Annotated in this window: 15 protein-coding genes and 1 pseudogene; 12 read left to right on the top strand and 4 right to left on the bottom strand. The window is 53.1% G+C overall.

Translation table 11 applies throughout. The features are described from left to right. Nucleotides 1–35 precede the first annotated feature (35 nt). The 10 genes and pseudogenes from metG to QZV76_RS02025 all read left to right on the top strand — a co-directional run bounded on the left by metG (nt 36) and on the right by QZV76_RS02025 (nt 13,175). A complete protein-coding gene (metG, locus tag QZV76_RS02075; protein ID WP_290595567.1) occupies nt 36–1,892 on the top strand; it encodes a methionine--tRNA ligase in 1,857 nt (618 codons plus the stop codon). A 22-nt stretch (nt 1,893–1,914) separates the two neighbouring features. Further along, nucleotides 1,915–2,760, top strand: coding sequence for a TatD family hydrolase (locus tag QZV76_RS02070; RefSeq protein WP_290595566.1), 846 nt, complete (start codon nt 1,915–1,917; stop codon nt 2,758–2,760). Between the two features lie 148 nt (nt 2,761–2,908). Further along, entirely contained in the window at nt 2,909–4,051 is a 1,143-nt protein-coding gene (locus QZV76_RS02065; RefSeq protein ID WP_290595565.1) for a resuscitation-promoting factor, read from the top strand. 82 nt (nt 4,052–4,133) lie between these two features. Further along, nucleotides 4,134–4,985 (top strand): 16S rRNA (adenine(1518)-N(6)/adenine(1519)-N(6))-dimethyltransferase RsmA, encoded by an 852-nt coding sequence (rsmA, locus tag QZV76_RS02060; RefSeq protein WP_290595677.1) that lies wholly within the window; start codon nt 4,134–4,136, stop codon nt 4,983–4,985. A gap of 103 nt (nt 4,986–5,088) precedes the next feature. Then, entirely contained in the window at nt 5,089–6,030 is a 942-nt protein-coding gene (locus tag QZV76_RS02055; protein WP_290595564.1) for a 4-(cytidine 5'-diphospho)-2-C-methyl-D-erythritol kinase, read from the top strand. A 1-nt stretch (nt 6,031) separates the two neighbouring features. Continuing rightward, nucleotides 6,032–7,876: an ATP-binding cassette domain-containing protein gene (locus QZV76_RS02050; protein WP_290595563.1), complete on the top strand. Its 1,845-nt coding sequence runs from the start codon at nt 6,032–6,034 to the stop codon at nt 7,874–7,876. Then, nucleotides 7,846–9,303, top strand: coding sequence for an MFS transporter (locus QZV76_RS02045; RefSeq protein ID WP_290595562.1), 1,458 nt, complete (start codon nt 7,846–7,848; stop codon nt 9,301–9,303). Before QZV76_RS02050 ends, QZV76_RS02045 begins: the two co-directional genes overlap by 31 nt. 152 nt (nt 9,304–9,455) lie before the next feature. Further along, nucleotides 9,456–10,573 (top strand): annotated as a pseudogene (locus QZV76_RS07490) (enoyl-CoA hydratase/isomerase family protein). Nucleotides 10,574–10,582: 9 nt separating this feature from the next. After that, complete coding sequence (locus QZV76_RS02030) at nt 10,583–11,566, top strand: diaminopimelate dehydrogenase (protein WP_290595559.1); 984 nt, start codon at nt 10,583–10,585, stop codon at nt 11,564–11,566. A gap of 19 nt (nt 11,567–11,585) precedes the next feature. Next, entirely contained in the window at nt 11,586–13,175 is a 1,590-nt protein-coding gene (locus QZV76_RS02025; RefSeq protein WP_290595558.1) for an oligopeptide:H+ symporter, read from the top strand. Between the two features lie 129 nt (nt 13,176–13,304). On the opposite strand, the gene QZV76_RS02020 is transcribed toward QZV76_RS02025, so the two are convergent. From QZV76_RS02020 to QZV76_RS02010, 3 genes are all read right to left on the bottom strand, one after another. After that, on the bottom strand, nt 13,305–14,930 hold the full coding sequence (locus QZV76_RS02020) for a peptide chain release factor 3 (RefSeq protein WP_290595557.1): 1,626 nt from the start codon (nt 14,928–14,930) through the stop codon (nt 13,305–13,307). Nucleotides 14,931–15,038: 108 nt separating this feature from the next. Next, entirely contained in the window at nt 15,039–15,659 is a 621-nt protein-coding gene (gene pth, locus QZV76_RS02015) for an aminoacyl-tRNA hydrolase (protein ID WP_290595556.1), read from the bottom strand. A 183-nt stretch (nt 15,660–15,842) separates the two neighbouring features. Further along, nucleotides 15,843–16,475, bottom strand: a complete 633-nt coding sequence (locus QZV76_RS02010) for a 50S ribosomal protein L25/general stress protein Ctc (RefSeq protein WP_290595555.1) — start codon at nt 16,473–16,475, stop codon at nt 15,843–15,845. Between the two features lie 264 nt (nt 16,476–16,739). Here QZV76_RS02010 and QZV76_RS02005 point away from each other — a divergent pair, with 264 nt between their 5' ends. Further along, nucleotides 16,740–16,934, top strand: a complete 195-nt coding sequence (locus tag QZV76_RS02005; protein ID WP_290595554.1) for a hypothetical protein — start codon at nt 16,740–16,742, stop codon at nt 16,932–16,934. Between the two features lie 2 nt (nt 16,935–16,936). Further along, nucleotides 16,937–17,131 (top strand): hypothetical protein, encoded by a 195-nt coding sequence (locus QZV76_RS02000; RefSeq protein WP_290595553.1) that lies wholly within the window; start codon nt 16,937–16,939, stop codon nt 17,129–17,131. Between the two features lie 88 nt (nt 17,132–17,219). On the opposite strand, the gene QZV76_RS01995 is transcribed toward QZV76_RS02000, so the two are convergent. Further along, entirely contained in the window at nt 17,220–18,197 is a 978-nt protein-coding gene (locus QZV76_RS01995; RefSeq protein ID WP_290595552.1) for a ribose-phosphate diphosphokinase, read from the bottom strand. Nucleotides 18,198–18,281 lie beyond the last annotated feature (84 nt).

Genomic DNA, 18,281 nt, shown 5'->3' with positions numbered 1-18,281 from the left:
GGCTTTAGAGCCGGTCACTGCCTAGAATGAGACACATGACTAAGCCTGTTCTTACCGCTGTTGCCTGGCCGTACGCCAACGGACCCCGCCATATCGGCCACGTCTCCGGATTCGGCGTCCCCTCCGACGTTTTCTCCCGCTACCAGCGCATGGTGGGAAACGACGTCCTCATGGTGTCCGGCACCGATGAACACGGCACCCCACTCCTTGTCCAAGCAGACAAGGAAGGCATGAATGTCCACGATCTGGCCGACCGCTACAACCGGGTCATTGTTAACGACCTTGCCGGACTCGGCTTGTCCTACGATCTTTTCACCCGTACCACTACCCGCAACCACTATGCGGTAGTGCAGGAGATGTTCCGCACCGTCGCCAAGAACGGGTACCTTTTTACCAAGAAAACTACTGGCGCTATCAGCCCCTCCACTGGCCGCACCCTACCTGACCGCTACATTGAGGGCACCTGCCCCATCTGTGGATATGAGGGTGCTCGTGGTGACCAGTGCGATAACTGCGGTAACCAGCTGGATCCGTCTGACCTTATTAACCCGGTGTCAAAGATCAATGGGGAAACCCCCAAGTTTGTGGAAACCGAACACTGGTTCCTTGACCTCCCCGCGCTAGCAGACGCTTTGGGGGACTGGCTGCGTGGCCGTAAAGACTGGCGTCCCAACGTATTGAAGTTCTCCCTCAATATTCTTGACGATATTAAACCCCGCGCTATGAGCCGCGATATCGACTGGGGTATTCCTATTCCTATTGAAGGATGGCAGGATCGCAACGATAAGCGTCTATACGTGTGGTTCGACGCTGTGGTGGGATATCTGTCTGCCTCCATTGAATGGGCGTACCGTATTGGCGACCCGGATGCGTGGCGCAAATGGTGGAACAATCCCGAAGCCCTCAGCTACTACTTCATGGGTAAAGACAACATCACCTTCCACAGCCAAATCTGGCCGGCAGAACTCCTCGCCTACAACGGCCACGGCAGTAGGCAGGGCGAACACGGCATGCTGGGGAACCTCAACCTTCCCACGGAGGTTGTGTCCTCGGAATACCTCACCATGTCCGGATCCAAGTTCTCCTCCTCTCGCGGCCTCGTCATCTATGTGAAGGACTTCCTGAAAGACTTCGGCCCTGACGCATTACGCTACTTCATTGCGGTTGCCGGACCGGAAAACCAGGACACTGACTTCACCTGGGACGAATACGTACGCCGCACGAACAGTGAGCTTGCCAACGAGTGGGGTAACCTCGTCAACCGCACCGTCTCCATGGCACACAAGAATTTCGGAAAAATCCCCACCCCCGGCACCCTCACCGACGCCGACATGGAACTGCGGAAACAAGCCGAAGAGGCCTTCCAGACTATCGGCATGAATCTGGCGCACTCGCACTTCAAAGCCGGCATTACCGAAGCCATGCACTACGTGGCCAGCGCTAACCGCTACATTGCCGCCCAGGAACCCTGGAAGATTGCGAAAGACGTAAAAGCAGGCGGTGCGGCAGCTGCGGAGGCAGAAGAACGCCTAGCGACCGTCCTTCACACTGCACTGCAGGCCGTCCAAGACGCCAACACCATGATGACGCCCTTCATGCCGAACGCATCCCAAAAAATCTTCGAACAGCTGGGTGGCGAAGGTGTGTGGGCTGCACAGCCAGAAATCCATGAGGTTGTTGACGACATGCCGGTTTCCCCCGTCGGCGCCGGTGTTCCCGCGCCGGGCCGTGAATACCCCGTCATTATGGGTGATTACGCCAATGAGCTTGCTTCTTGGGAGCGGCATGAGATTGTGCCCGGAACTCCGTTGGCGAAGCCGAAGCCCATCTTCCAGAAACTTGATCCGGAACTAGGCGAGACTGGCCCCGAGTGGGCATCCGTACAGCATTAGGATCCAGCTTTAGGAGCACGTTATGGGTAAGAAGCGTCGCGAACCTGTACCGGCAGAACCACTCTTCCCCCTCATTGATGGCCATACACACCTAGATTCCTGCGGCGGGACTGACCCGCAAGGCGTCCATGAGCTAATGGATCGGGCAGAGGCTGTCGGCGTTGTCGCGGCAGTCACGGTAGGCTGCCACATTAACAGTGTGGATAATGCGCTGATGGCGGCGGAGTCGGATAGTCGCGTGTGGGCAGCGCTTGCCCAACACCCCATGGATGCCCACGAAATTGATGAAGCGGGACGGGTACGGCTGGCGGAGCTCGTGCAGCATCCGCGTGTTGTTGCAGTGGGGGAGTGCGGACTGGACTACTACTGGATTGAGCGTGAACCGGAGACTACCGCCACACAAGTGCAGCAGGAGGAACTTTTCCGCTGGCATATTGATCTCGCTAAAAAGGTCGGTAAACCAGTGATGATCCATGCGCGTGACGCGGATGCGGATCTCATTCGTATTCTGGACGATGAGGGTGCCCCGGAGAAAACAATTATTCACTGTTTCTCCAGCGGCGTAGAGATGGCGCATCGCTGCGCTGAACGCGGCTTTTATGCAACGTTTGGAGGGTCTACGACGTTCAAGCCCAATGCGGAGTTGCGGGAGGCAGTGCAAGTTTTCCCGCATGATCGCATCATGGTGGAGACGGATGCGCCGTACCTCACACCAGAGCCTTTTCGTGGGGCAAAGAATGAACCGCAATATGTGGCGTACACGGCCTACCGCCTAGCGGAGGTTATTGGTATGTCCCCCACGGATTTTGCTGAATTGACGACGCGTAATGCTTGCCGTGTGTATGGGATACCGTTCCCCGTTAAGTAGTACTAGAGGCACTTCACCTGGTAACGTTACGTTATCGTTATAAAAGTGCGAATGAGATTTCGCCAACTGCTTACCACTGCGCAAGATAGTTACTTCCACAGGTAGCTACTCCCAGTATTTCCGAAAGATGTTACCAAGGAGATCTGTTATGTCTGACACTGGTCAGCACCGTGCATCGTCCCGCCGTGTCCAGCCCGTGTGGCGTATTCTGCTTGCCGTCGCACTTGTTGCGGTGACGATTTCCGCTGGTGTCAGCATGGCCTACCATCGCTCCATCACACTCATTGTGGACGGTGAAAAATCTACTGTTAATACATACAGTCACACCGTCAAAGACATACTAGCGGCGCAAGGATACACAGTGGCGCCGGGGGACCTTGTTAAACCTTCTTCCGACACGCGCGTAGCGGGTAATGACACCATTACGTATCAGAAGCAGCGTCCCTTTAACCTGGAAATTCAGACAGGTAATAAGGAAAACGAAAAAGTAGAAAAAATTAGCATTAAGACAACTGCCTACACCGTAGAAGACGCGATAAAAGAAGTAAAGAATTTTAACCCTAGCTACGGTCTTAATGTCTCAACTGAAAAACGTATTCCCACTAGTGGTTTAACAGTAAAAGCTATTAAGCCGCAGACTGTCTGGCTATCTGATCTTGGCAATAAACCTATGTGTGTCAAAGTAGGAGCCTTCACCGTTCGGGAGGCTTTGGAAAAACTTGGCACCCCGTTGCGTAACTCGGACGAAGTGACCCCCTCCCGCAATGCGACAGTGACCCCCAATATGAAAATTAGGGTTATCCGCCACGGAGATATGGTGCGGGAAAGAGTTGTCTCCCTTAAACCTACGGAGAGGATCATTAAGGATCCCACCCATCTGCAGGGAATTCGCATCGTCATTAAACATGGCAAGCCTGGTAAAGCAGTTCTCACTGAGCGTCTTGTTTTTGATAAACACGGTAAGGTCATTAAACGGATTCTCATTAAACGCATCGTCACCGATAAACCCGGTAAGGCCACAGTAAAAGTAGGATCCCAGCAGATCGATAAAATCTGGGACCGTCTTGCACAGTGCGAAGCAGGCGGTAACTGGGGTATTAACAATGGCAATGGTTTCTTTGGCGGCCTGCAGTTCACGCAAGGAACCTGGGAAGCACATGGCGGACGTGCCTACGCTCCACGAGCTGACCTGGCCACCCGCGAACAACAAATTGCAGTAGCAGAAAAGGTACGGGATTCCCAAGGATGGGGCGCATGGCCAGCCTGCACTGCTGGTATGGGATTGCGGTAAAGGCGGCATAGTTGTGGCTGATGCTTCCCATAGTCTTCAATCTCCCCATACCCCACATGTTGACTTATTAACTGCTCCCGAGATCCGTAAGTTGGCGGATACGTTAGATATTCGTCCCACCAAAACCCTCGGCCAGAATTTCGTCATCGACCCCAATACGGTACGCAGAATTGTGGCGGCAGCCCACCTAAAACCACACGATACGGTCGTAGAAATTGGTCCAGGTCTGGGATCGCTCACACTGGCGTTAGCAGAAACCGGCGCCCAAGTAACAGCTGTGGAGATCGATCCACGATTAGCAGAGCAACTCCCAACAACATTTCAATCCCACGCCCCCGAAGCTTCTCTCCGCGTTATTACCAAAGACGCTATGCACGTAACTGCGGAGGAAATTCTTCACACAGGCCACCCCGCCCCCACTGCGCTCGTCGCTAATCTTCCCTATAACGTTGCGGTACCCGTACTGCTACACATGCTAGATATTCTCCCCTCCTTGCGGACTACAGTGGTGATGGTGCAGGCAGAAGTAGCCGATCGATTGGCTGCCACACCAGGCAGCCGCATTTACGGTGTCCCCAGCGTCAAAGCCAACTTTTACGGGACTGTCTCGCGTGCGGGAGCAATTGGACGCAATGTCTTCTGGCCGGCTCCCAATGTTGATTCTGGGCTTGTACGAATTACTGCCTTCGAGAAGGAAACTGCTCCCTGGGATCCCTATGATGCCGACTTACATGCGGCAGTGTGGACAATAACCGATGCTGCGTTCGCGCAGCGTCGCAAAACACTTCGTGCTGCCCTCAAACCCCTGACAGGTAGTGGAGAGGCGGCGGAGCACCTTCTGAAAGCAGCCGGCATTGATCCAACATTGCGAGGGGAGAGGCTGACCGCGGCCGATTACGTGCGGCTAGCACAATGCGGGGCATCGCTACTGTAGGAAGCTGCTGCAGAGAGTTGCGACAGAGAATCATGGCAGAGCGGGTGTACCTATCGTGTTCTGGAACCTCCGCTTTATGCAGGACGCGTAGTAATCTAGGGGAGTGCTCACCGTTGTAAGACCCCCGGTTTCCGTATCTGCCCCCGGAAAGGTGAATCTGCACCTAGGGGTTAATGGCGTACGCTCTGACGGCTACCACGAACTCACAACAGTCTTCTGTGCCTTATCACTGCGCGATACCGTCACTGTTTCTACAGCAGACCACCTTTGTGTCACAGTCTCCGGCGAAAGTGCCGAAGAAGTCCCCCGCGACTCTCATAATCTTGTCTGGAAAGCTGCCGAACTGGTTGCCGACGCGTGTGGTGCTCACCCCGGTATAGCCCTACATATTGACAAAAACATTCCGGTTGCCGGAGGAATGGCAGGAGGCTCAGCGGATGGAGCAGCCGCCCTCATCGCCTGTAACGAGTACTTTCAAGCAGGGCTAGAAAAACAGACTCTTCTCGATATGGCGTTAGAACTTGGCTCCGACGTACCTTTCTGTATGGTGGGAGGAAGTGCTCTTGGAAAGGGTAGGGGTGAACAACTGCTACCCGTTTTACACCGCGCGCCTCTTCACTGGGTGCTGGCCATTGCTAAAAAAGGTCTTTCCACCCCTGCGGTATTCCGTGAATACGATCGTCTTCATGCGCGGAACACCACACTGGACTTCAAGAACTCACACTCGGGGGGAGACCCAGATACCCTTTTACAGGCCCTCGCAGCTGGCGATCTCACAACTATCGCTGCCCACCTCAGCAATGATTTACAAGCAGCTGCTATCAGCCTTTACCCCGAGCTTCGCTACACCCTCCGTGTGGGAAAAGAAGCAGGAGCCCTCGCCGGTATCGTCTCTGGATCTGGCCCTACTTGTGCTTTCCTCTGTAAAGATGCTGACAGTGCCCTCGCTGTTTCCGCAGAACTTGCCGGAGCTGGTGTCTGTAATGCCGTCCGCACTGGATTCGGACCCGTCCCCGGCGCCACTATCGAAGAACAGGCAAACTAACGTGCCCAATGCCCCTATTAACCTCATTAACTGTGAGGATGTGTCCCTCAGCTATGGCTTAAAGCCATTACTTGACCACGTCTCACTCGGTATTAATGAAACCGACCGCATCGGTATTGTCGGCCTCAACGGAGGAGGAAAAACAACCCTCCTCGAGATCCTCACCGGGTTACAGGAACCCGATAGCGGGCGCGTCTCACGCCGCAGCAACCTACGGTTCGCCGTCGTCACGCAGCGATCCCCACTCCCACCCGGAGCCACTGTGGGGGAAGCGATCCTCGCCAGCCAGGGACTGGATTCCTATGAGTGGGCTTCCGATGCCCGTATCCGTACCACAATGGCTGGTCTCGGCATTGGAAACCTCGGACTCAATACGCCCGTAGAGCAACTTTCCGGTGGGGAAAAACGCCGTGTCGCACTTGCCGCCGCACTTATTCAAGAACTTGACCTCATCGTTCTCGACGAGCCCACCAACCATCTTGATGTGGAAGGCGTGCAGTGGTTGGCCGACCATCTCCTTTCCCGCCATTGCGCAGTTGTTGTTGTCACACACGACCGCTGGTTCCTTGACGCCATCGCAACCCGCACCTGGGAAGTACACGATGGGCAGGTCGATATGTACGACGGTGGCTACAACGACTGGGTTTTCGCCCGTGCGGAACGCGCCCGCCAAGCAGCTGCCACCGAACAACGCAGACAAAACCTCATGCGGAAAGAACTAGCCTGGTTGCGTCGCGGTGCCCCCGCCCGTACTTCCAAGCCACGCTACCGAATTGAAGCCGCCGAAGCGCTGATTGAGGACGTCCCAGAGCCCCGTAACAGTGCTGAGCTTATGAAATTCTCGGCTAAACGGCTGGGGAAAACCGTCATCGATTTCTTTGATGGCAAACTGGTTGGCCCCAGCGGAGACGTCCTCGTGGAACATCTCAACTGGATGCTGGCGCCGGGTGAACGCATTGGCTTAGTGGGCGTCAACGGTTCTGGTAAAACCACGTTGTTGCGCACACTAGCGGGGGACTATCCACTTGCCGCAGGTAAGCGTGTGCAAGGCCCTACTGTGCATATTGGATGGTTAAAGCAGGAACTTAATGACCTCCCCACCGACCGCACTGTACTACAGGCAGTGGAAGATGTGGCGGGCCGCGTCACCATCGGAAAAAATGAACTAACAGCATCACAATTATTGGAACGCTTGGGATTTCAGCCAGCGCGCCAGCGTACCCCAGTTAAAGACCTCTCCGGCGGTGAGCGACGACGCCTGCAGCTCACCCGTATCCTTATGGACGAACCCAATGTGTTACTACTGGACGAGCCCACTAACGATCTAGATATCGATACTCTCCAACAGTTAGAAGATCTGCTTGACCAGTGGGCAGGAACATTGGTGGTGGTATCCCACGACCGCTACTTAATTGAACGTATTTGTGATTCCACGTGGGCACTATTCGGCGACGGTAAACTCACCAATCTTCCACGTGGAATTGAACAGTACTTAGAACGTCGAGCAGAGATGGCGGAGAATGCTACTCGTTTGCAGGCAGCGCAATTGGGGGCAGAAGCAGCAGATGCTACCTCATCGCAGGAAGCGCAGCTTACCGCCGGTGGTCTAGTGCGTGGGTCAGCAGAAGAACGCGCTGTGAAGAAAGACCTGAGACGGCTAGAACATAGCCTGGAGAAATTGCGCACACAAGAGAAAAAGTTGCACGATAAATTAGCGACAGCAGCGAGCGCAACACCTGTTGATACTGATTTATTAGCCGACCTCGATCGTGAACTGAAAAGTGTCCTCGACGAGATAAGCGAAGTGGAGATGGAGTGGCTGGAAAAGGCAGAAACCCTGGAATGACACCATCATCGACGGAAAAACCCGTGGGGTTATTAACCGGAAACTTCAAATGGATAGTTCCCGGTCTTGCCCTGTATATGGTGGCATCTGGGTTTGAAGTAGTTGCCGTCAGTGTTGTTATGCCGACGGTGGCTCGTGAACTTAACGCCATGAGCTCCTACTCGTCAGCAGTTGCTATTACAGTTGCCTGTTCCATCATTGGTATTTTGCTGGCAGGTCCCTGGGCGGACCAAAAGGGTCCACGTATCCCCATTACCGTTGGCGCGGTTTCTATGATGACGGGTCTCCTCTTCGCAGGTTTTGCCCGAACTATGCCCTTTTTCCTGGTAGGACGCGCTATTCAGGGGATTGGTGTGGGGCTGGTTAACGTGAGTTCCTACGTCATTATTGGGCGTGAACTCCCTCCGCATTTGCATGCCAGAATGTTTTCCGTCAATGCCATGTCCTGGATATTGCCTGCTCTTATAGGGCCTGCTATAGCAGGGCTTTTAGTGGATACTGTGGGATGGCGGTGGGCATTCTGGGGCGTCGCTCCCATTTTTGTTATCGCCACGGTCATCACACTGGTTGGTATGCGCTCGCATGGTGGTGCAGCAGAGCAGAACCTTACCGGTAAAGAGTGGCGAGAGAGGGTTTTTCGGGCGTTTATCATCGCCGTGTGTATTTGTGTGTTACAGCCAGCAGGTGAGCTTATCCAAGAGGGCAAAGTTGTTCTTGTTGTGGTGGGAGTTATTGTCATTATGGCAGTACTGATAGTGGCTGCCCGCAAACTTGTTCCGCCCCACACTCTGACAATGCGAGAGGGGTTACCCGCAGTTATTGCGTCGCGTCTTTTCCTTGCTGGCTGTTACTTTTCTATGGAGTCCTATATTCCCCTTATTGGCCAGTCTCTTCGCCATGTTGGTCCTACGCAATCGGGTCTGCTTGTTGCTTCTGGCTCGGTGACGTGGGGGATCGCTTCTTTCTTACAAGCGCGACTACCGGAAAATCTTAATCGGACGAAAATATTGACAACAGGAATGGCGAGTGGAGCAGCAGGTATCGTTGTTACTTTTACACTGGCGTTACAGCAGGTTCCTTTAGCGGTTGCTATTGTCGGGTGGGGGATTGCTGGTTTTGGCATTGGTGTCGCTTACCCGCTCGCTAGCGTAATGGTGTTGACACTTTCGCAGCCTGGTGAGATTGGTAACAATTCGGCTTCTCTCTCTATGGCAGAGCAGTTGGGAACATCAACATCATTGGCATTAGGCGGTGTGCTTTTTGGAGCATTGGTGGAAAGCAGTATGCTGCACGCTATTCTCGCTTTCACACTGGTGCCACTTGTCTACAGCATCCTCGGTATTATTGCCGCGGCTCGCACTAACGTTGGGCAATTGCCTGTACGTGTGTCCAGTGCCGGTTCAGTCCCAGATAGCTCTACGGAGTAAACTGTTAAAAAAACAGTTTTAGTACCACTTTTTAGTAGCGCTTCATAACCTTAATAACACTGCCAGTGATGCCGTGCGGCATCCTAGTGATGGTTGGGGCAGCATAAAAAGCGTAAAACGTGAAAATGTGTGAAGGATTGTAAAGGATAAGGATGACCGCAGATCAGGATGGATATTCTAGATCGACAAGTGTCGATCAACCTGATGCTCGGATTAGCGCTACTGTCTCTCAGCGTTGTTTACATCTACAACTCAATAATGGTGCCACGCTCAACGCCTTCGACGAAGGATTAGCGCGCGCCATGCGATACCACCTTCACAAGGCAGCCGATGATCCGCGCATTGATTACGTTCTTGTGACATCGCTGTGCGAGAAATCCTTTTCCTCCGGCGGCAATGTTCGGAAGATAGCCGATCTCTATGAGGAAGGGCATGCTGCTCGTGCGGAAGAATTCTTCGCCATCGAGTACGATTTGTGCGCTTTTATCTCCGAATTTCCCAAGCCATATATTGCCCTAGTTGACGGTTACTGCATTGGTGGTGGCCTTGGTATTAGTGCCAACGGGCAGTTTATGGTGGTTAGCGAAAAACCCTGATGGCAATGCCAGAGGCTGGACTCGGGTTCTGCACTGATGCAGGCATGAGTTGGGTTTTGCCACATCTGCGGGGGAAGGACGGCCAGGCGGACAAGGCCCTAGGCAGATATCTTGCTCTCACCGGACGGTGGTTGAATGCCGCTGACGCGCTGTGGTGCGGACTTGTAGGATATTATGTTCCCTCCCACGAGTTCCCTACTCTCGAAGAAGAGTTGCTGCATTTGCAGTATGAACCTGGTACGGCAGCTGCCGCTATTACGAACTATCTTTCCCGCCGCGCGCAACTGCCTGTGGAACAAGCGAGTTTGCAAAAGATTATTCAGCAGGTTGACGAAGTCTTCTCGGCTTCGTCAGTAGCGGAGATCATGTCACGTCTGCAGAGCGGAATTACTACTCACCGCTATGGCACGTGGGCACAAGAAGCACTTTCTGCGATGCAGGGGTGTAGCCCCACGGCTTTGCAAGGTACTTTTCTCGTTATTGAGAGAAGTAGTAAGTGCGCCAATGTTCGTAGCGCAGTCCAGCAAGAATACCGTTTAGGTGCACGCTATTTATGTCATCGCAGTGATTTCCGGAATGGTGTGCGGGCTAAACTTGTTGATAAAAAAGCTTTTAAAAATTGGGATCCTCCTACTTTAGATGAAGTAGATATGGATACCCTCTATACATGCTAGGAGAATACGGTGACTATCAATCCCATCCGCGTTGCTATTAATGGTTATGGAAACCTTGGTCGTGGCGTAGAAAAGGCTGTACTAGCCGCCCCCGATATGGAACTCGTCGCCATCTTTACTCGACGTGATCCGCAACAGCTAGATACTGTTTCCGGCAAGGCTGTATCCATCAAGGATATGCCTGACTACAAGGATAAGGTTGATGTTTGTGTAAACTGTGGCGGCTCCGCCACTGACCTCATGGAACAAGGCCCAGCTGTTACCGCTTATTTCAACACCGTGGACTCCTTCGACACTCACGCCAAAATTCCTGAGCATTATGCTGACATGGACAAGGTTGCACACGACAATGGCCATGTAGCAGTCATTTCCTCCGGCTGGGACCCAGGGCTCTTCTCCATTAACCGAGTTATCGCCGAATCTGTCCTCCCCAATGGCAGTACCTACACGTTCTGGGGTCGCGGTGTCTCACAAGGCCACTCTGACGCTATCCGCCGCATACCGGGTGTTAAGGACGCCAAGCAGTACACGGTGCCTGTTCAAACTGCAGTGGACCGCATTAAAGCGGGTGAACGTCCCACTCTCAGCGCCCGGGAAAAGCACCTGCGGGAATGCTACGTGGTAGCAGAAGAAGGCGCCGATAAAGCCGCCATCGAAAAAGCTATCGTTACCATGGAAAACTACTTCGCTGATTACGACACAACCGTTACGTTTATTAGTGAAGAAGAACTTATCCGTGATCACTCCACTATGCCACACGGTGGTCAGGTGATTCGCTCTGGAGAAACGAGCGAAGATACCACCCAGGTGTATAGTTTCACTCTGTCCTTAGACTCCAACCCTGAATTTACAGGATCCATGCTCACGGCTACTGCGCGTGCCACCGCGCGTCTGGCTGCTGCCGGTGAACGAGGCTGCCGTACCGTCCTCGATATTGCCCCAGCCCTCTACGCTCCTATTAGCGCTGGCGAATTACGCGCTAACTTCCTCTAAATATCAATAAGGTTTCCACATGTCCGATGATCCCAACCCTCCTACAGCAGGTTCTACAGCCTGCTCAGTAATTACTCCGGAAGTAGCCACGGATTCCGTCGCTGCCTCTACACCTAACCCCACTGGCGCTGCTGGTACCGCTGATGCCATGGCATCTCGTAAAAAGCGCAAGCCACGTACCTTTTTCGGCCACCCAATGGGATTAGCTAATCTCTTCGGAGTAGAAATGTGGGAGCGCTTCAGCTTCTACGGCATGCAAGCCATCCTCACCTTCTACATCTATTACTCGGTGACGTCCGGTGGCCTTGGCTACTCCAAAGAAATTGCCTACTCCATTGTGGGCGCATACGGCGGCTTAGTTTATCTAGCATCTATTATTGGATCCTGGATATCAGACCGGTGGTTTGGTGCCGCCCGCAGCCTTGTGGGTGCAGGCTTCATCATTATGTTGGGCCACCTCTCATTGGCTGTTTTACACGGTCTGACAGGTGTTGTCGTCGGCCTCATATTCATTGCTTTCGGTGCTGGAACATTGAAAGCTGCATCGTTGACCGTCCTCGGCGATCTATACGATGAAAACGATATTCGCCAAGATGCCGGTTTCTCCGTGTATTACATGGGTATTAATATCGGTGCCTTCATTGGACCTATTCTTACCGGTATTGTGCAGCGCGCCGGCGGATTCCACTGGGCATTCGCACTTGCCGCTATCGGTATGTTTATTGGCCTTATGCAGTATCTTCTGTTAGCGAAGAGCACTATTGGAAATGCCGGACGGGAAGTTCCCAACCCGCTACCGCGTAAACAGAAATGGTTGTCTCTAATCGGTCTTGTTGCCGGTATCCTCATCATTTGGGGCGTATTCGCAATAGGATGGGTGAATCTCGACAACCTCTCCACTGTGGTTACTGTGCTAACCGTCATCTGCGCAGTGGGTCTCTTCATTGTCATATTGACAAGTAAGAAGATCACTGAGGTGGAGCGTTCCCGCGTTATCGCATTCATTCCGCTGTTTATCGCGTCCGCTCTTTTCTGGTCCCTCTACCAGCAGCAGTTTACGATTCTGCCAGCGTTCGCGGACCGGCGTCTCAACCTGTCCTGCTTTGGGCACCAACTGCCGCCAAGTGTGGTGCAGTCCATCAACCCCATTTTCATCATTATTTTCGCACCTATTATGGCGGCCTTGTGGCAGAAGCTCGGTACCCGTCAGCCGCACAGCTCCACTAAATTCGCATGGGGTGTCTTCTTCTGCGGGCTATCCTTCCTGGTGTTTGTTCCCTTTGCCCGCATGGATAAAGCTCCCATCGGATCTGTCGCGCTCCTCCTCTTTGTTGCGACAATCGGTGAGCTTTTCCTTTCCCCAGTAGGTAATTCCCTGGCGACACGGTTAGCTCCCAAGGCGTTCCACAGCCAAATGGTGGCGCTCTTCTTCCTATCAGTCGCTATTGGATCCGCAGCGTCTGGTTCATTAGCCCAGTTGACGGATGTCGATAACCCCAGTTCCACAGGAACATACTTCCTTATTCTGGGAATTGTGACGATGGTTCTGAGCTTGGTATTCTTCCTGCTACGCCGCTGGATCGATAAGAAGATGGTGGGTATTCACTAACACCTTATTCGGGTACCTATATAGCGTATATCCGCATAACTTACAGTAATGGGCTGTCGCCTCCGAGAAAAGGAAGCAACAGCCCATTACTTATGCGTATTGGTTAGCACGCCGATTAGCTGGTGGTGCTTAATCAGCGATGAGAGTATCGAGTGTTAAATCGGGAAGTTCTTTCTGCAGATAGTTGAGACGCCACTTATCGCTAATAAGAGCAATAAGCTCACCATCTTGGCGGGTAAAGATCTCCACACCGCGCTGGCGCCCCAGCTCATCTGCAGACTCCGCATCAGTCTTCCGGGCCACCGTGTAAGGAATATTCTCGATGACAGTCTCCACGTTGTACTCTGCCCGCATACGTGCCTGGACAACCTCAAACTGCAGCACACCCACCGCAGCCATCACCGGGTTGGACTCACCACGCAAATCATTGGTCAGAATCTGTACAGCACCTTCCGCACCCAGCTCATCAACTGCCTTACGGAACTGCTTGTACTTGGACAGGGAGGCGGCACGTAGCGTAGCGAAGTGCTCCGGTGCGAAAGCAGGAATAGGCGGGTACTGGGCCTTCTTCCCTTTGTAGAGAGTATCGCCGGGGGCTAGGCCTAAGGCGTTAACAAGGCCCACGACGTCGCCGGGGTAGGCCGTCTCTACAGTCTCACGATCGCGCCCGAATACTGTCAGCGCATACTTTGTGGTGAAAGGTTTCTGCGTCTGGGCGTGGGTTACTACCATGCCGCGCTCAAATTCGCCGCTCACAACCCGCATGAAGGCCAGCCGGTCACGGTGAGCAGAATCCATGCCGGCCTGTACTTTGAAGATAACAGCAGAGAAGTCATCGTCAAGATCGTGAAAGACATCATTAACGTCTTCACGTCCTGCCGGATGCGGCGCCAGGTTAACGATACTGTCAAGAATCTGGTGAACGCCGAAATTGAGCTTAGCGGAGGCGAAAATAACGGGGGAGGTTGCGCCCGCTAGGAAAAGTTCCTCATCGTGAACCTGCCCCATCTCCGCCAACAGTGTCGATTCCTCTGCCGCGGTTGTCCAGTTATCGCCCTGCTGTTGTACTGCTTCCTCCGGCGTGAAATGCTCCTCAGGGGCAATAGTTGAGCCGCCTGCGGTACGCGTGAACTCAATATATTCCGTGGGCATACCGTCGGCATCAAGTCGGGCAAGACCATGAAAATCCCCAGCAATACCCACTGGCCAAAAAATAGGGGTGGGGGTGAGATCAATTTCTTCCGCTATCTCGTCAAGCAGTTCAAGGGGGCTTTTACCAGGACGATCCCACTTATTCACGACAGTAATAATGGGAATGTTGCGGGACTTACAGACGCGGAAAAGTTTCAGGGTCTGCGGCTCCAAACCTTTTGCCGCATCGATCAGCATAAGTGCGCCGTCAACGGCGGTAAGAACACGGTACGTGTCTTCCGAAAAGTCCGAGTGGCCGGGTGTATCAACAAGGTTAATAACGTAGGGCTGCCCGTCTCCCTCCGCACCTTTTGATCCCTGCGGGAGGTATTCGAACTGTAGGGCAGTAGAGGAGACAGAAATACCGCGTGCCTGCTCCATCTCCATCCAGTCGGAGACTGTGGCTTTACGCCCCGCTTTACCATGGACAGCTCCCGCCTCATTAATGACGTGCGCGTGTAGGGCGAGTGCCTCCGTCAGTGTTGATTTACCGGCATCCGGGTGAGAAATAATGGCGAAAGTGCGACGGCGGCGTGCTTCAACAGCGGGGGAAAGAGCATTCACGGGGGCTTGTCCTTGGAGAGTAGTGAAAAATGAGGGCTGGCTAGATAATTGTTAGATAAGCAGTGGCGTAGCAGATCAAGCAGGACAGATCAGGTAGGGTACAGACCATCAATGGCGTGAGTGAACACGATTTTGGGTTGATGCTAAACCTTCCTGGAGAAGAAGCTCGACGGCATCAGCTGCCTCCTGGATAGTGACTCCCAGATCTTCACATTCGCGTGCCGAGAACTGCTTTAACACATAGTCGGCGGGGTTCATGCGTCCCGGTGGACGACCAATACCGATACGAACACGTAGATAGTCTTTGGTCCCGAGATGTTGTGTCATGGATTTCAGACCATTGTGGCCACCTTCGCCACCTCCACGTTTTAGACGCAGCGTATTTTCTTCCAGATCAAGATCATCGTGTAGAACAATGATGTTGGTGGCAGGAACACTAAAAAACTGTGCAGTAGCAGCAATAGCACGGCCCGAATCATTCATGTATGTTCGGGATTTCATAAGTATAACAGGCGTGCCGTTAAGCGTGCCGCGCCCTACCAGTGCATTAGTGCGTTTATTGGGGGAGAGGGTGACGGTTGGGCTGGTCCGTTCGCAGAGCTCGTCGAGCGCCATGTACCCCACATTGTGTCGGGTGAGCTCGTACTGTGCCCCGGGATTGCCTAAACCGGCGATCAGTATGGGGCCGGAAACAGTATTAATATCGGGGATCTGCGCACTAGGACTCATAATGCTTCTATTCTCGCACGTTTGGGCAGGCAGAGCTATTCCCAGATAGAGCCATTCCCAAGCAGACCATTGTGTGCAGTAAGGCAGTGCTGTGAAAAGCACAAGGGTCTCACTGGCGGTAATACCAGTGAGACCCTTATGACAAGACCCTTACAGCACTGAATGCGGAGGGGAGAAGGAGAATTACTCCTCGGTAGACTCGGCAGCTTCGCTAGCAGCTTCTTCAGTAGCTGCTTCTGCTTCTTCTTCGCCGGTATCGGGGGTAGTGTCTTCAATCTCTTCGAAGGTGACGTTGACGAGGAGCTGTTCCGGATCATCGGCGAGTTCAACGCCTTCTGGCAGTTTCACATCGCCGGCAGTAATGGTGCTGCCAGCTTCCATGCCTTCTACTGAAATGGTGATGTCTTCCGGAATGCTGAGGGCGTCTGCATTGACCTTAAGAACGTCGAGCTCAATGAGGAAGATAGCGCCAGAAGCAACGTTGCCTTCGACAACCAGCGGCACCTCAACCTCAACCTTTTCGCCCTTCTTAACGATGAGGAAGTCAACGTGCTCAATTTCGCGGGTAAGTGGATTCTGGGCAATGGACTTTACCAGGGCAGTGGTTTCTTCGCCGTCAATATCAAGGGAGATAACGGCGTTAATACCTTCTTCGCGAACAATGGCGAGGAAACCAAGATTGTTAATGGCAATGTGGATAGGGTCGGCACCGTGTCCGTAAACAACGGCGGGAATGTTACCAGCGCGACGGGTACGGCGGGCAGCACCTTTACCAAATTCAGTACGAGTGGGTGCGGCAAGAGTTCTCAGTGCCATGGGTATAGCTCCTTATAGATTCAGGTAAATTCGTGCGAAACGTTGCGCGCTAAAAGCGCTGCATAGAAAGTTTTCCATCGCGGCAAGGCACCCAACACGACCGCGGAAGTAAAGAACCCCACACTATCGCGTCGATAACGGCTTATCTTTAGCCCTCGCCGAGATAACGAGATAAGTTTAGCTGACGAGCGCGCATCCTCCCAACTTAGCCAGTACCATTTTCGGTACTATTTAAGGTATCTCTCCAAAAGAAAGTAGAAGAGCATGGCACTGGGATGGACGATTACCCTTGTGGTTGTTTTCGCCATTATCGGTATCACACTCGGCGTGATATGGGTATGGGCGGGGCACCGAAAAGCTGGAGATGTTACTATCGCCTGCATAATTGCGCTGGCCGTATGGCTACTTCTCACAACTATCCTCTTTTTTGCTACCGGCGATATTAAAGGAGGGGTGTAAATATGAGTGTTGTTGGCATTATCGTCATGCTTGTGGCACTTATTTTAGGTATTGTTGCCGCCGTCCTCATTCTGCGCGATCATCCTCTTAACCAAGGACGATCAGCGGATATTGCAGCTGGAGCATTCATCGCTGTTATTGTTTTCGGAATGATATTACTGACTGCCTCTTATATAGCTCTACTGAGCGGAAAATAAGCCACTTATTGCGTGAATGGGGCTGCTACCGACGTTACCGTCTGGTAGCAGCCCCATTCATCTGTATCAGAGAGTTGCGAACCCTATCCTAGGCACCTTCAAACAGTGCAGTTACAGAACCATTATCGAAGATTTCATTAATGGTGGCAGCTAGGAGGGGAGCCATGGACAGGACTGTGAGGTTTTCGAAGCAATGCTCTTCCGGAATAGGCAGCGTATTGGTGGCAATAACTTCTTTCGCTCCGCAGTTAGCGAGACGCTCAGCAGCAGGATCGGAGAACACGCCATGCGTGCAGGCGATAACAACATCGCCAGCGCCAGCTTCCTTCAGAACCTTTACTGCGCCGGCAATAGTGCCGCCAGTGTCAATCATGTCGTCAATAAGAACGCAGGTACGGCCCTTCACATCACCGATAACACGGTGTGCCACAATCTGGTTCGCGACGCGGGGGTCGCGGGTCTTGTGGACGAAGGCCAGGGGAGCACCATCGAGGATGTTAGCCCACTTTTCCGCGGCCTTCACACGACCGGCATCGGGGGAGACAACGACAATGTTCTTGGTGCCGTACTTGTCTTTGACGTACTGTGCCAACTGCCCCATGGCATGCATGTGGTCAACTGGGCCATCGAAGAATCCCTGAATCTGGTCCGTGTGTAGATCCACGGAGACGATTCTGTCGGCACCGGCAGCCTTCAGAAGATCCGCAATGAGACGAGCAGAGATAGGCTCGCGACCCATGTGCTTCTTGTCCTGACGGGCATAGGGGTAGAAGGGGAGAATGGCGGTGATGTGGTGGGCAGAGCCACGCTTCAACGCGTCAATCATGATGAGAAGCTCAACGAGCCACTCGTTCAGCGGAGCAGGGAAACTCTGGATGACGAATGCGTCGGTGCCACGCACAGATTCTTCATAACGAACGAAGATCTCTCCGTTGGCGAAGTTGCGCATAGTTGTCTTTGTGAGAGTGACACCCAACTCCTGGGCTACTTCTTCGGCAAGTTCCGGATGTGCGCGACCGGAGATAAGAATGAGGTTCTTTTCCTGAGTGCTGCGTTTACTGGACAAAGGGAATCGTTATCCTCGTTTGTGGTAGTGGTGGGTAGTTTCAACGTTAGTGGATAAAAGGCATTCCCGATAAATTTTCAGGAC

It is taken from the genome of Lawsonella sp. (assembly GCF_011525565.1).
GTDB lineage: Bacteria > Actinomycetota > Actinomycetes > Mycobacteriales > Mycobacteriaceae > Lawsonella > Lawsonella clevelandensis_A.
Note: the sequence above shows the minus strand (reverse complement) of the source record. Positions and strands in the feature narration are given on the sequence as shown.